Annotated in this window: 14 protein-coding genes; 13 read left to right on the top strand and 1 reads right to left on the bottom strand. The window is 58.7% G+C overall.

Features of this window, described 5'->3' with window-relative positions:
* Positions 1 to 54 precede the first annotated feature (54 nt).
* From M0412_RS09330 to M0412_RS09270, 13 genes are all read left to right on the top strand, one after another.
* Complete coding sequence (locus M0412_RS09330; RefSeq protein WP_269698582.1) at positions 55 to 924, top strand: IclR family transcriptional regulator; 870 nt, start codon at positions 55 to 57, stop codon at positions 922 to 924.
* Positions 925 to 1,133: 209 nt separating this feature from the next.
* Positions 1,134 to 1,874, top strand: a complete 741-nt coding sequence (locus tag M0412_RS09325; protein ID WP_269698581.1) for a LuxR family transcriptional regulator — start codon at positions 1,134 to 1,136, stop codon at positions 1,872 to 1,874.
* Positions 1,875 to 1,952: 78 nt separating this feature from the next.
* Positions 1,953 to 3,176, top strand: coding sequence for a CmpA/NrtA family ABC transporter substrate-binding protein (locus tag M0412_RS09320; protein WP_269698580.1), 1,224 nt, complete (start codon positions 1,953 to 1,955; stop codon positions 3,174 to 3,176).
* 129 nt (positions 3,177 to 3,305) lie between these two features.
* Positions 3,306 to 4,433 carry an Mrp/NBP35 family ATP-binding protein gene (locus M0412_RS09315; RefSeq protein WP_269698579.1) on the top strand — a complete coding sequence of 376 codons (1,128 nt, stop codon included), beginning with the start codon at positions 3,306 to 3,308 and terminating at the stop codon, positions 4,431 to 4,433.
* Positions 4,434 to 4,771: 338 nt separating this feature from the next.
* Positions 4,772 to 5,749, top strand: a complete 978-nt coding sequence (locus M0412_RS09310; protein WP_161991137.1) for a magnesium transporter CorA family protein — start codon at positions 4,772 to 4,774, stop codon at positions 5,747 to 5,749.
* 15 nt (positions 5,750 to 5,764) lie between these two features.
* Positions 5,765 to 7,684, top strand: coding sequence for a potassium transporter Kup (locus M0412_RS09305; RefSeq protein ID WP_046800710.1), 1,920 nt, complete (start codon positions 5,765 to 5,767; stop codon positions 7,682 to 7,684).
* A gap of 366 nt (positions 7,685 to 8,050) precedes the next feature.
* Positions 8,051 to 9,214, top strand: coding sequence for a cell wall hydrolase (locus tag M0412_RS09300; protein WP_269698578.1), 1,164 nt, complete (start codon positions 8,051 to 8,053; stop codon positions 9,212 to 9,214).
* A gap of 270 nt (positions 9,215 to 9,484) precedes the next feature.
* Entirely contained in the window at positions 9,485 to 9,850 is a 366-nt protein-coding gene (locus M0412_RS09295) for an AtpZ/AtpI family protein (RefSeq protein ID WP_142839193.1), read from the top strand.
* Between the two features lie 60 nt (positions 9,851 to 9,910).
* Complete coding sequence (locus tag M0412_RS09290) at positions 9,911 to 10,660, top strand: F0F1 ATP synthase subunit A (RefSeq protein WP_003494138.1); 750 nt, start codon at positions 9,911 to 9,913, stop codon at positions 10,658 to 10,660.
* Between the two features lie 72 nt (positions 10,661 to 10,732).
* Positions 10,733 to 10,960 (top strand): F0F1 ATP synthase subunit C, encoded by a 228-nt coding sequence (locus M0412_RS09285; RefSeq protein WP_003494147.1) that lies wholly within the window; start codon positions 10,733 to 10,735, stop codon positions 10,958 to 10,960.
* A 79-nt stretch (positions 10,961 to 11,039) separates the two neighbouring features.
* On the top strand, positions 11,040 to 11,681 hold the full coding sequence (locus M0412_RS09280; RefSeq protein ID WP_142839194.1) for a F0F1 ATP synthase subunit B: 642 nt from the start codon (positions 11,040 to 11,042) through the stop codon (positions 11,679 to 11,681).
* Position 11,682: 1 nt separating this feature from the next.
* A complete protein-coding gene (locus tag M0412_RS09275) occupies positions 11,683 to 12,168 on the top strand; it encodes a F0F1 ATP synthase subunit B (RefSeq protein WP_004440269.1) in 486 nt (161 codons plus the stop codon).
* 342 nt (positions 12,169 to 12,510) lie between these two features.
* Positions 12,511 to 13,494: a phosphotransferase enzyme family protein gene (locus tag M0412_RS09270; RefSeq protein ID WP_269698577.1), complete on the top strand. Its 984-nt coding sequence runs from the start codon at positions 12,511 to 12,513 to the stop codon at positions 13,492 to 13,494.
* Positions 13,495 to 13,666: 172 nt separating this feature from the next.
* On the opposite strand, the gene M0412_RS09265 is transcribed toward M0412_RS09270, so the two are convergent.
* Complete coding sequence (locus tag M0412_RS09265; protein WP_269698858.1) at positions 13,667 to 14,320, bottom strand: ribonuclease HII; 654 nt, start codon at positions 14,318 to 14,320, stop codon at positions 13,667 to 13,669.
* Between the last annotated feature and the right edge of the window lie 262 nt (positions 14,321 to 14,582).

The raw sequence follows: 14,582 nt of genomic DNA, 5'->3' as shown, positions 1-14,582 counted from the left end.
CAATATATGGAACTAGATTTTACTAAATGGAATTATTCTCTTGGCGTCACACTTATGTCAAGGCAGATGACGGTGGATGTTGCCATGCCCGATAATAAAACCCCCAATGCCCAACAGCATGAGCCTGTTCCCGGTCGCGCCCGAAAAACAGAAAGCGAGACCGGCACGCTCGGGAAGGCCGTCTCGCTTCTGGAGCTTATCGCCTCTGCGGAAAAACCGATGCGTTTTACCGATGTGGTCGAGGCGAGTGGCCAGCCGCGCGGCACGGTCCACCGCCAGCTCGCCCATCTTCTTGCCGAAGGCCTGATCGACCATGCCAACGACCAGACCTATGCTGTCGGCCTGAGATTGTTGCAATTTGCGGCCAAAGCCTGGAGCGGCAATGATCTGCGCAGCGTCGCTGCGCCGCATCTGGCGGCGTTGCAGGAGGTGACGCAGGAATCCGTGCATCTCGCCGTTCTGAATGGCGGGCAGGTCACCTATCTCGACAAGATCGAGGGCAGACATACCCTGCGCATGCATTCGCAGGTCGGCAAGACCTCGCCCGCCTATTGCACGGGCGTTGGCAAGGCGGCGCTGTCCCTGCTGTCTGCTGATGCGCTCGCAAACCTCGCCACCGGGCTGGAGTTCCACCGCTTTACGGAAAACACGATCATAACGCCGGAGGCGCTGGTAACGGATGTGTCGGCCATCCGCGTGCAAGGTTACGGTTTCGACCTTCAGGAACACGAGATCGGCATTCATTGCGCCGCCGCGCCGGTCCATGCGCCGGGACGCAGTTTCCTTGCGGCGATTTCCGTCACCGGCCCCGCCTATAGGGTGGATGTGGAACAGCTTTACAAATGGGCGCCGCTGGTGCGCGAAACCGCTGATAAAATTTCGGCGGAGCTTGCCTGCCGATTATCGCCGGTTGCCGATGGTTGAGGAAAAAAGTGGCGCTGCTCCGTCGATTTTCGCGACCTGGTAGACGGGTCTGGCGTCAAATTGCGTGAGTTAAATCTTATTTTCGACTATTCTGAATTAAGTTTTCAACTTTTGTTTGCATGAATCATTTTGGTGAGTAACATCCCCGGCAATTTCCGGGCAAAGGTGGCCTTTGCGGTGGTATTTCTCATTCTCGAAGAACAGCTTTTATGCAGAAAACAGAGACGGCCGCCGTTCAGGCGATTGGTGTTGATTGCGTTCGCGAGATCGCCGGTCTGAACACGCAATTCGACATATTCCGGTTCTTGAAACGGTTGACGGAGGCCTGGGAGTTCAGGGCCTTCATGGTGCTTGACCTGTCATCCGAACTGGCGAGCGAGCTGTCGCAATATACCATCATCACCAGCTGGCCGGCCGAGCTTCTGCAGCGTTACGACGAAGAGGGCATGCTGCAGAACAGCAAGGTGATGGCGCAGCTCAAAAAATCGACGGTACCCTTTTCCGTTGCCATGGATTTCCTGGATGGAGGCAACGAACCGATCGCCAAAAAGAACGTGATCGGCCTGTTCGAGCGATTTGAGATGATCAACTCCGTTTGGTTTCCCGTTCACGATATCACCACCACCCGGGGCGCGGTGTCTTTCTCCGGCAACAAGACGATCTTGCCGGCAAGCCGGCTGGCGGAACTGTTTTACATTTCCAGCCATGTCTTTGCCCGGCTATCGGAAATCCGTCGTCTTGATCTCAGGGTTCCCGAAACATTGAGCGAGCGCGAGATCGACTGTCTGAACTGGACGGCGGCCGGAAAAACCAGCGCCGAAATCGCTGAAATCATGATGTTGTCGGAACATACGATCAATCATTACCTCAACCGCGCGACGAAAAAACTCGACACGGTCAACCGCACCCAGGCCGTCGCCAAGGCGCTGCGGGTAGGTTTGATAAAATAGCGAAATCATAATTTTATCATTGTGATAAACCCTGTCCTGGGCGATCCTTCTTTCGAATCACCGGAAAGGAGAAATCGTTTGCCGGAGCGGCATAAGGTAAAAGCGGGATTTTCTCCGACTGTCGATTGCGCCGTGCTGATAGTCGCTGCCGAAAAAGGCTTTGCTGCCGATGAAGGCATAGAACTGCAACTCGTCCGAAAACAATCCGCACGCGCTGTCTTGACCGCGCTTGCCGAGGATGAGGTTCACATCGCCCATCTGCCCGCGCCGGTGCCGGTCGGTTCCGCAGTTGGCCTTGATGAGCTGCCGGCCGATATTATCGGCGTTTTCACGCTTTCCCTCGGCGGATCGGCAACCACCGTTTCGCACGAATTTTACGACGAGCTTTACCGTGAAGGTTTGAAGCTTCCGGACCCCGCGGCCTTCGGGCGGGCCATGGCCCGCGTCTGCGCGGCGCGCCGTGCTGCAGGTAAAAACCCGCCGGTCTTTGCGGTCGAGGATATCGTGTCCACACCGTTTTATATGTTGCGTTATCTGCTTGGAAGCTGCGGTGTGCTGCTCGGCCGGGACATGGAAATCGTCGAAGCCCTGCCGAAAGCCATGCCCGGCCTGCTGGAAAACGGCAAGGTCGATGCGCTCTGTACCGCCGAACCGGCGGGCAGCGCCGTGGTGCTGGGCGGCGCCGGGCGGATTGTCACGACCGGGGCGCTGATCTGGCAAAATGCGCCGGAAAAGATACTGGCCGGCAAGCGGCAGTGGACTGAGGAAAACGCCACCCTGCTGGAAGGGCTGCTGCGAGCGCTCTACCGCGCCGGCGAATGGTGCGCCAATTCCGCCAATATCGAGGAACTGACGGGCATCCTCGCCGCCCCTCATTATATGGACGAGAACGGCGAGTTCCTGCTGCCGGCGCTGACGGGCTATATTTCCACTTCGCAGAGGGACATGCGGCGTTTTCAGGAGTTTTTCGTGACCAGCGCCAAGGCCGCAAATTTTCCGTGGCAGAGCCAGGCGCTTTGGTTCTTCAGCCAGATGTTGCGTTGGGGCGAGGTTCCCGCCGAATGTCGGTTCGACGCGGCCGTGGTGGAGGCCGCGCGCAACGCTTATCGGCCGGATATTTTCCGCAAGGCGATGAAGCCGCTTTTCGTGCCGGTGCCGGGCGCCAATCTGAAACTCGAAGGCACGCTCAGGGAGCAGGTGCATGTCGGCGCGTCGCGCACGGGCCTCGTCCTTGGCCCGGACTGTTTTTTTGACGGCCGGGTCTTTGATCCTGAAACGCTCGATATGGACGACGAAATCTGAAATGGCAGCGGTTAATCGTCGCTAATCTCTCCTGTTTGCGCTTTGGCATTGGCGAAGCGCTCCCGCTTGTCTATGGATGGCGCGGAAGAGTGCCCATATCCAGCCGGACCACGTTTACGGAGTAAGACAATGGCAGACGTCAGCAAGAACCAGGTGGAAAAGGCTCTGGAAGCCGTCATCTATCCCGGCAGCGGCAAAAGCATCGTGGCGCTCGGCATGGTCTCGGAAATCTTCATTGCCGATGCGAAAGCCTATTTTTCGATTACCGTTCCCTCCGACAAGGCGCAGGAGATGGAGCCGTTGCGACTTGCCGCTGAAAAGGCGGCGAGGGGCGTTCCGGGCATTGTCGGCGCCGTGGTCGCGCTGACGGCGGATCGCAAGCCCGGCCAGCAGCAACAGCCGCCGCGCCCCGCCGCTGCAACCGGCCGCCCGGCTGCGCAGCCGCGCTCCTCCAAGGTGGGCGTGCCGGGTGTTGGCGCCATCATCGCCGTCGCCTCTGGCAAGGGCGGGGTCGGCAAGTCCACGACATCAGTCAATCTGGCGCTTGGTCTTCAGGCGCTCGGCCTCAAGGTCGGTATGCTCGATGCCGATATTTACGGCCCTTCTATTCCCAAACTCCTGAAGATTTCCGGCCGCCCGCAGCAGCAGGAAGACCGCATCATCCTTCCCATGGAAAATTACGGGCTGAAGGTCATGTCCATGGGCTTCCTGGTGGATGAGGAAGCGGCGATGATCTGGCGCGGACCGATGGTGCAGTCCGCCCTGATGCAGATGCTGCGCGAAGTTGCCTGGGGCGAACTCGACGTGCTGGTGCTGGACATGCCGCCCGGCACGGGCGATGCACAGCTGACCATCGCCCAGCAGGTGCCGCTTGCCGGCGCCGTCATCGTCTCCACGCCGCAGGATCTGGCGCTGATCGATGCGCGCAAGGGCATCACCATGTTCCGCAAGGTGGAAGTGCCGCTGCTCGGCGTCATCGAGAACATGAGCTACTTCATCGCCCCGGATACCGGCGCGCGCTACGATATTTTCGGTCATGGCGGTGCGAAGGCCGAAGCCGAGCGGATCGGCGTGCCGTTCCTCGGCGAAGTGCCGCTCACCATCTCCATCCGTGAAATGTCGGATGCCGGCACGCCTGTTGTCGTCGCCGAGCCGGATGGCCCGCAGGCAGCGATCTATCGCGATATCGCCGAAAAAGTCTGGGCGCGCATCGGTGCGGGTGAGAGAAAAGCCGCGCCGAAGATCGTTTTCGAATAACGCAACGGCTTTCGGCATAAGCCGAAAAAGCGTTTCTCGGTATTGAATAGTCTTTTTAAAACAGAAGATTAATCGTCAGTATCAGGCAAGTTTTCTGGATGTGAACACCGAGAAATGCTTCGCCTGCAATGCTGTCGAGAAAAAATATTGCTTGATTGCATCTCGCTTTGGGCGCATACGCCTGCGCCGTTTGGCTCTTGGTCCATCGGGCTGGCGAGATATGAAATCCCGCTCGTTCCGGCGTGCCCTGAAGTGTCGTCCAAAGGTTTGCCGACCGCAAACAGGATATGTTAAGCAGCATTGCGGCTGAAGCTTGCGATGTGGACCGGAGAAGCGGATTGATAAAAGCCTATCGCGCCAATTGCGAGGCGATCAGCCTGTCGCCAGACGACGGCTCCGGACAGATTCCCGACGACATCGTCTGGATCGACATCGTCAATCCCGACAGGGCGGAAGAGCAGCATGTGGAAAAACTGCTGGGGCTCGATCTGCCCACCCGTGAGGATCTGAAGGATATCGAACCCTCCAGCCGCCTGTATATGGAAGACGGCAATGTCTTTATGACCGCCTCTCTCGTATGGAAGGCAGATTCGGACGATCCGCGCCTCACCGATGTCGCCTTCATTCTTGCCGGCAAGCGCCTTGTGACGATCCGTTATGCCGAGCCGAAATCCTTCCACCTCTTCATCGCCGCCATCACCCGCGTGCCGCACGAAATGCGCAGCGGCACGGCCCTGCTTCTGAAGCTCTTGGAAACCATCGTCGACCGCACGGCGGAAATTCTCGAAAATTCGGTCACCGGCATCGACAATCTCGCCGCCGACATACTCGGCAGCCAGGCACGTTCCAAACGCAAGGCGCCGCGTTATCTCGAAGACCGTCTTACCAACATCGCCGCCTATCACCGGCTGATCTCCAAGGTCCGCGTCAGCCTCGCATCGCTGGCGCGGCTGCAGACCTTCCTCTCCACCAGCGATCAGGCGCGCGGGGATAAGGAAGCGCGGGAACAGGGCAAGTCGATCGGCCGCGATATCCAGTCGCTGAACGAACATGCCGCCTTCGTTTCCGGCAATCTGACGTTTCTGCTGGATGCCTCTCTCGGCATCATCAATATCGAGCAGAACGGCATCATCAAGATTTTCTCCATCGCTTCGGTGGTGTTCCTGCCGCCAACGCTGGTGGCCTCGGTTTATGGAATGAACTTTCAGCTCATGCCGGAGTTGAACTGGACATTTGGTTATCCACTCGCGCTCGTCATCATGCTGATGTCCGCAATCATTCCGTTTCTCTTTTTTCGTTGGAAGGGCTGGCTCTAAGGAGCCAGGATCATCATGTCTCAAATCGTCGATAAGGACGTTGCCGAGAAACCGGACGCGGATGACAAACATCAGAACAAGGGGCTTTACGCCGCGATCCTTGGTTCGATCGGTGTCGTTTATGGCGATATTGGCACCAGCCCGCTTTACGCCTTCCGCGAAGCCTTGCGGCCGATCGCCTATGATGGCGTGACGCGGGAAGAGGTCATCGGCCTGACCTCGCTGATGATCTGGGCCCTGACGATCATCGTGACGTTCAAATATATCACGCTGCTGCTGCGCGCCGACAATGACGGCGAAGGCGGCACGCTGTCGCTGCTGGCGCTGTTGATGAAGACGGCAGGCACCCATCGCGGCGTTCTCATCGTGCTCGGCCTCATAGGCGCCGCCCTGTTCCTGGGCGACGCGATGATCACGCCGGCGCTGTCGGTGCTCTCGGCGGTGGAAGGTCTGAAGCTCGTCACGCCGGCCATGGACGACTTTATTATTCCGATTTCCGTCTGCATTCTCATCGGCCTCTTCGCCATCCAGTCGCACGGCACGGGAACGGTGGCGAAATTCTTCGGGCCGATCACGGCGGTCTGGTTCCTCGTTATGGGTCTCGCCGGCCTCATTCATATCGCCGATGATTTCGGCATTCTCTTTGCCTTCAACCCGTGGCATGCGGTGGAGTTTCTGGCCAATGAAGGCTTTTATGGCATCGTCGTGCTCGGCGCGGTCTTCCTGACGATCACCGGTGCCGAAGCCCTTTATGCCGATCTTGGCCATTTCGGCCGCCGCCCCATCCAGTGGGCATGGTTCTGTCTGGTTTTCCCGGCTTTGACGCTGAATTATCTAGGCCAAGGGGCGCTGGTGCTCAAAGACCCGGCGGCGATGTCCAATCCGTTTTATCTGATGTTTCCGCAATGGGCGATCCTGCCGGCCGTCATTCTGGCCACCGCCGCCACCATCATTGCCAGCCAGGCGGTCATCACAGGCGCGTTTTCGCTGGTGCGTCAGGCCATCCATCTCGGCTACCTGCCGCGCATGGAGATCCTCTTCACGTCTGAAACCAATACCGGGCAGATCTATCTGCCGGCCGTCAACACCATCCTGCTGTTCGGCGTCGTCGCTTTGGTGCTCACCTTCAAGAGTTCCGATGCGCTGGCCACCGCCTATGGTATTTCCGTCACCGGCGCGATGGTCGTCACCAGCCTGATGTTCTTTGAATTCGTGCGCAAACGCTGGCAATGGTCGGTCTGGCTGGCGCTTGCCGTTCTGGCACCGCTTTTGCTGCTGGAGCTGATCTTCCTTGGTGCGAACCTGCTGAAGATCCATGATGGCGGCTACGTGCCGGTGCTGCTGGCGATCGCCTTCACCATCATCATGACCACCTGGCAGCGTGGCTCGAGAATCCTGTTCGCCAAGACCCGCCGCAGCGACGTGCCGCTGAAGGCTTTCGTCGCCTCGGTGGAAAAGGAAAGCGCCCATGCGCCGGTGCGGGTGCCCGGCACGGCGATTTTCCTCACCGGCGATCCGGAGGCAGCGCCAGCGGCCCTGCTGCACAATCTCAAGCATAACCACGTCCTGCATGACAAGAACGTCATCCTGACGATCCGGACCGAGGATCAACCGCGCGTTCGCCCGGAAAACAGGTACACGCTGACGAAACTCAGTGACCGTTTCGCGGTGGTGGAACTGCATTTCGGCTTCATGGAAACTCAGAACGTCACCCAGGCGCTGGGTTATCTGAGACGCACCGGCTACAAGTTCGACATCATGTCGACCTCATTTTACCTTGGCCGCCGCAAGCTGGTGCCGGATCCGAAGTCCGGCATGCCGGGCTGGCAGAACCGCCTGTTCATCGCCCTTGCCGAAACTGCCGCCGACCCGTCGGACTATTTCCGCCTTCCGGCCAACCGCGTGGTGGAACTGGGTTCTCACGTCGTCGTGTGATGACGCGGTCATGCCTTCAGGTAGCTGAGCGGCCTCCTTCTTTCCGTCAAACCGGCCTTGAGCCGGTATCCAGCCAGCCCAAGTCCTTGGGCTGAAAGGGGTCTTTACACCGCGCCGACGCGCTTCGGCCGGATTCCGGCTCAAGGCCGGAACGACGGATGTGGAGATGGCCTGCGGGACAGTTATGATCGGCACATGCGAACTCGACTCCACGCCATGCGCATTAGAAGGCGCGCACACATTAACGTGAAGCCACGTCCGCTCGCCGCGTTAACCAAGCATCAAGGTTAATAAGAGATTCTTCAACACCTGTAGCAAATATGGTTGTCGGTGTTCGGAGTGCTGGTTTTGCGTTCGAAAAGTGTAATGCGTCGTCGGTCCTCCGCGTCCCTTCAGGCATGGACCTCCAGATGGGCCTCACCCGTCGTCTTCGGCCTTGCCGCCTGGCTCGTCTTTCCTTCTCTTGCCGCGCGTGCGGATCTGGCCTCGCTCTTGGCCGGGTTGGACAATGGCGGCGAACAATGGCGCATGGTGCTGACGGCCTCTCCGGCGGGTTCGGTGCACAATGCCTCGCTCACTTTTAATGATGCGGCAGGCGAGGCGGCGCTGCATGGCAGCGGCATGACCCTGCCGAATGGCAGCAAGGTCGCCTTCGTCACCAACAAGAAGGGCGAGGCCACGACGCCGGACAGCGAGCGTGTCAACCGCGCCGCCAAGAAGGGCCGCATCGTCGCCACCGAAATCATGCAGCCGCCAAAGGCTTTCACCGCCGGCTCCGTCCTTCAACGCACCAGCATGCTGGATATAGAGCCGCTGAAGCGCAAGGACCGCACGGCTTTCGTGAAGCCGAAGCGCGGCAAGGATGTTGAACTCGCCTCCTTCTATTTCCGCCGCGATGAAAAGAAGGTGGACAAGAGTGTGTCGCCCATGCTGGCGGAACTCATCACCAACCGTACCCCGGATATTCTCGCCACGGCCTACGCGCCGGCCGCACCTGACTTTGCCCGCGAATCGCCCTTCGACGCCATTCTCAAAAAACCGGAGGCTGGCCGCTTCGTGCCGCAGATCAGCCCGGAAGACCATGCCTGGGCGGCGACCCCGCTGCCGGCCGAGGTGTTTTCCGCAGCCGAACAGCAGTGCCTGGCATCCGGCATCTACTTCGAAGCGCGCGGAGAATCGGTCAAGGGACAGGCAGCGGTGGCGCAGGTCATCCTCAACCGCGTGCGTAACCCGGCCTATCCGAAAACCATCTGCGGCGTGGTCTATCAGAATAAGGACTGGCGCAACCGCTGCCAGTTTTCCTTTGCCTGCGACAATATCAAGGACCGCGTGAATTCCGAACGCCATTGGAAAATGGCGCGCGAAGTGGCCATGGCCACCACCGCCGGCAAGATCTGGCTGAACGAGGTGGGTTCCGCTACGCATTATCACGCCGTTTATGTTCGCCCCGCCTGGGGCAAGTCCATGAAGAAGGTTGGCCGCATCGGTCTGCACGTGTTTTACCGTACCTATGGTGGCGGCTGGAGCTGATACCACCGCCAATTCGTCGCATTTTGCGTGTCAAAAATGCCGATTCCCTCGCGAAACATCGCCGCCAAACGGTGATTTGGCATCAAGCTATTGTTTTTCAATGATTAATTTGTGCTGAAACAAGCTGCCTCAGTGCCTTGACTAGAGAAGCCCCTAAAACTATGTTGCGCGCGACTTCAGAGCGGGCTGGAACAGGCTTAATCCGTCACCGTTTACAACTCCAAAGGGTTCTGGCATGGCTGGAACGGAGAAAATGGGTGGGATTTTAAGATGACTGGCAACCGTGACGATAGTCTGGACGAGCGTCGCAAACGCCTTGCTGATGAGTTGGCAAAGGTGAAAGCGGAGGATGAGGCGGAAGTGAGGGCGGAGACCAACGCTGCGGAAAACCGGAAAGGTTTTGCGATGGCGGTCAAGCTCTCATCGGAGTTCATTTCGGCCATCGTGGTCGGCGCTATGCTGGGTTATCTTCTGGACTATTTTGCCGGCACGACGCCGTGGGGGATGATCGTTCTTCTCCTTCTCGGTTTCTGCGCAGGCGTATTGAATGTGTTGCGCTCGACGGGCGCGGTGGCCAAGCCGCCGTTGCTGGAGAAGGCGGACAGGCGAGACGAGGGTGGAAAAGACGGCGTTTAAGCTGTTTTTTCTTGCAGTTGAGATGCCGCCAAGCGCGGCGACAGGTAAAGAGGGCAGCCGGTGGCAAACGATCCGACCCATCAGTTCTTGGTGCAGCCGATCATTCCGATCGAAATTGGCGGCGTCGATTTTTCCTTCACCAATGCGTCGCTTTTCATGGTTGCGACCGTGGCCGCCGCTTCCGGTTTCCTTTATTTCGCAACGTCGAACCGCGGTCTGATCCCGACCCGCATGCAGTCCGTTGCGGAAATGTCCTATGAATTCATCGCCTCCATGCTGCGCGAAGGCGCCGGCAAAAAGGGCATGGTGTTCTTCCCCTTCGTCTTTTCGCTGTTCATGTTCGTGCTGACGGCAAACCTTCTCGGCATGTTCCCGTATTTCTTCACGGTCACCAGCCAGATCATCGTCACCTTCGCGCTTGCCTGCCTCGTCATCGGCACGGTCGTCGTTTACGGTTTCTACAAGCACGGTCTGCATTTCTTCGGCATCTTTGCCCCCTCGGGCGTGCCCAAGGCGCTTTTGCCGCTTGTGGCGTCGATTGAAATGATCTCGTTCCTGTCGCGTCCGATCAGCCTTTCCGTTCGTCTCTTTGCGAACATGCTGGCCGGCCACATCACGCTCAAGGTTTTCGCAGGCTTCGTCGCCTCCATGGGCGCGCTCGGCGCGCTTGGCATCGGTGGCGCCGTTCTGCCTCTCATCATGACGGTCGCAATGACCGCTCTCGAATTTCTCGTTGCCTTCCTGCAGGCTTATGTGTTCGCGGTACTGACTTGCATGTACCTGAACGACGCCGTGCATGGTGGTCACTGAGAAGTAAAGTCGCTGGCCCCGGAAACGGGCGTCAAGAATAGCCGCAACAACCAATATCTCAAGGAGTCTCACATGGAAGCGGAAGCAGCAAAGTACATCGGCGCAGGTCTCGCATGCCTCGGCATGGCTGGTACGTCCCTCGCACTCGGCCGTATCTTCGGTGATTACCTGTCCGGCGCACTGCGCAACCCCTCTGCTGCCGACAGCCAGTTCGGCCGTCTGGTATTCGGCTTCGCCGTTACGGAAGCTCTGGGCATCTTCTCGCTGCTCGTTGCTCTCCTTCTCCTGTTCGCTGTCTGATAACGGCATCAGGTCTGGATCACGGCCCGCAAATGGCGTGCCGTGATCCTTCGCATTTGCAGTCCCCCTGGAGGTGAGCATGTTCGTGACCGAGGCTTATGCCCAGTCAGCACCGACCGTAGGTGAAACGCATACGGAAACTCCGGCCGTTGGCCAGCCGCAACCGGAAGCCACGCACACGGAAACCGGTGTAGCGCATGGTGCCGAACACGGTGCTTCCGGCGTTTTCCCGCCGTTCGACCAGTCTACTTATGCATCGCAGGTCCTTTGGCTGGCGATCACGTTTGGCCTTTTTTATCTGCTCATGCAGAAGGTCATCGTTCCGCGCGTCGGCGGCATTCTCGAAAACCGTCACGGACGCATCGCACAGGATCTCGACGAAGCGGCACGGCTGAAAACCGAAGCTGACGCAGCCGTCGAAACCTATGAAAAAGAACTCGCGGCAGCCCGCGCCAAGGCAAGCTCGATCGGCTCCGCGGCACGTGACGCCGCCAAGGCCAAGGCTGACGCCGACCGCGCCGCCATCGAGGCAGGACTTGCTGAAAAGCTCGCCGCCGCCGAAAAGCGCATTGCCGGCATCCGGGACCAGGCTTTCGCCGATGTCGGCGCCATTGCCGAGGAAACCGCGACCGCGATCGTCGACCAGCTGGTTGGCGCCAAGGTCAAGGACACCGACGTCAAGGCCGCCATTGCCGCCGCTTCTAGCGTAAAGGGAGCCTGACATGGCATTTGATGCATCATTTTTCGCTCTTGTCGGTCTCGTCCTTTTCTTTGTCCTGATCGCCTATCTCAAGGTTCCGGGCATGCTCTCCAAGTCTCTGGACGAACGCGCCCAGAACATTCAGGACGAGCTGGCCGAAGCCAAGCGCCTGCGGGAAGAGGCCCAGCACCTGCTGGCCGAATATCAGCGCAAGCGCAAGGAAGCCGAAGCAGAAGCCGCCGGCATCGTTGCCGCCGCTGAACGCGAAGCCGCTGCCCTGACGGAAGAAGCCAAGCAGAAGACGGAAGAATTCGTCGCCCGCCGCACGGCTCTGTCGGAACAGAAGATCAAGCAGGCCGAAGAAGACGCCATCGGCGCCGTCCGCGCCGCCGCCGTTGACATCGCCATTGCCGCTTCCGAGAAGCTGCTGGCCGAAAAGACCACGGCTGCCGCAAAGGCCAAGCTTTTCACCGCCACGATCGGCGAAGTGAAGTCGAAGCTGAACTGAGATTTATCTCGGTATTGTTCAAAACCCCTCCGGCGCGAGCCGTGAGGGGTTTTTTCGTCTGGGCCCCAGGGATTGGTTAGAAATATGGCACCGACAGGCCTGTCGAAATGCTGTTCTTTTAGTGGGCCACCCATACAAACGGTCAGCTTGCGGGGGGCAGGTTAAAGGGACGGGTATTGGCAAACTTTGGGGTTTGGCTTTCTGGACCCTAAATATTCGATGGCGCGTCCGCGTTCACCAGCAACGATTATTGCCGCAGCAGCAGATTTCCCTATTCTACGGAGCAAGCGACTAGGTCGCGATGCTGAGACAGCCTCATGAAGCTCCGCAGGACATAGCCAAATGATCGACTTTTATCCGCTGTATTCTACCCCACAGAGTGAAGCGATCGAAGATTTTATCAATCGGCACTACGAACTAAAACAACCTGTATCCTGTAAGCTGCTTCAGCGTGGATTTAACGACGTTTATCTCGTCACCGTGAACGACAGCGAGCGTTATGTGTTTCGGCTTTCCCACCGTCGTTCCCGTGGCGCAGCCGACGTCAAAAGCGAAACTGCATTTCTGTCCCATCTCTCGAAATCAGGAGTTCCAGTTGCCGGGCCAGTTCCGACACGTGAAGGCGCTTTCTTCGTTCGAGGCCAGGCGCTGGAAGGTGCGCGCGAGGGCGTACTTTTTAACGCGCTTGGTGGGCGTGAAGTGCATGCCGCTGATGCTGGCGATGCCCGGGCTAATGGAAAGACCCTTGCTCTTGTGCACAACGCCGCAGAGACATTTTCCATTGGCGAAACGTTATATCGGCTTGATCTCGAACATTTGTTGCATCGGCCTCTCGCACGAATACGCGACAGCGGAATTGTGGATGATGCGCAGGTTCTCGTTGATCTTCAAGACATCGCCAAGCGCGCAGCAACGGCGATCGAAGCGGCCGGTGATCTGACTTGGACATATTGTCATGGAGATTGTCACGGTTTCAATTCGCGTATCAATGAGGCTGGTGAAGCTGTATTCTTCGACTTTGATGATGGAGGTCCGGGGTATCTCGCTTATGATCTCGCTGTCTTCCTCTGGGCTCAAATCTCCTTTGGCCGGGAACAGATTACCGTCTGGCACGCCTTCGTGGATGGGTATCGGGCAATTCGGCCGATATCGCCTGACGACTTCGAAGCGGCGCTGAGGTTTGTGACGGTTCGTCACCTATGGCTTATGGGTGAACACGCAAGCCGAACCCACGAATGGGGAAGCAACTCTGTCGAATGGATTCCGAGGCAGGTTAATTTTCTCACCAAGTGGGAGATCGATCGATTTTCCGATCGTCTGTTCTGAGGCTGACGCCAGCACGCCATGCTGAAAAGACTGGCCGCTCTCTGTTTCAGACAAAGTGGCGTCCTGACTTGCACCCGCTTCCGGATTTTATCCGTGTCGATGTATTTTGCATTGCGAAGGTGCTGATCGAACAAATTTATCTGAATCACGAGTTGCGTCCGTCGCGCCACGATCAATCCCGCTTTAGCGGCCTGAAACTCATCCTGTGCAGCGGGCAGGGGCCATGGCTTTCGATAGCGCGCAGATGGGCCGGTGTGCCGTAACCGGCATGGCCCTCAAAGCCATAGGACGAATGCACCACACCGGCGCGCTCCATCATTCGGTCACGGGTCACCTTGGCGATGATTGAGGCGGCGGCGATGGAGAGGGAGCGGGAATCACCCTTGATGACGGCTTTGGCCTCGCAGGCAATGCCGGGCGGCCTGTCGCGGCCGTCGGCCAGCACGAGAGCAGGGGAGATTTCGAGACCGAGCACGGCCCGGCGCATGGCGTCGAGGCTGGCGCGCAGGATATTCATGCTGTCGATCAGGCCGGGGCCGGAGGAGGCGACCGATACGATGGATGTTTCCATGATCTGGACGAAGAGGCTTTCCCGTTTCAGCTTCGTCAGCTTCTTGGAATCGTCCATACCCTCAGGAATATTGTCCGGATCGAGGATGACGGCTGCCGCAACCACAGGGCCGGCGAGCGGCCCGCGGCCTGCCTCATCCGTACCCGCCACGGGCCAGAGTCCCTTCTTTTTTGCCTCAAGTTCGAAGGAGAAATCCGGGCCGGTATCGGCGAGATCGAAGAGGACAGGAGAATCGGGTGGTGCGCGGCGTTTCATGCGGCGAAACTTGCACACACACCCGATCTCCTGCAAGCCCCCGGAGGCGGGCGATGACAGGCAGGGTGAGCCGGGTCGAGGGGGCGTGGCTCACTATGCCCTTCAGGTCATCATGACCTTTGATCCTCCAACGGGGCGGCGGAGGAAAAACGATCGCACGCGAGGCGGCGGTTCCGGGGGGCAATGTCCGGCTGGCCAGGGAAAACCCGCCGGGCATTTCGTGGGGAGCGTGGCCGCCCGAAGGGAAGAGGCCAGCGCTCCT

Source organism: Agrobacterium sp. O3.4 (assembly GCF_041414895.1).
Lineage (GTDB): Bacteria > Pseudomonadota > Alphaproteobacteria > Rhizobiales > Rhizobiaceae > Agrobacterium > Agrobacterium cucumeris.
The sequence above is the reverse complement of the archived record's forward strand: the minus strand, read 5'-3'. Positions and strand labels throughout refer to the sequence as shown.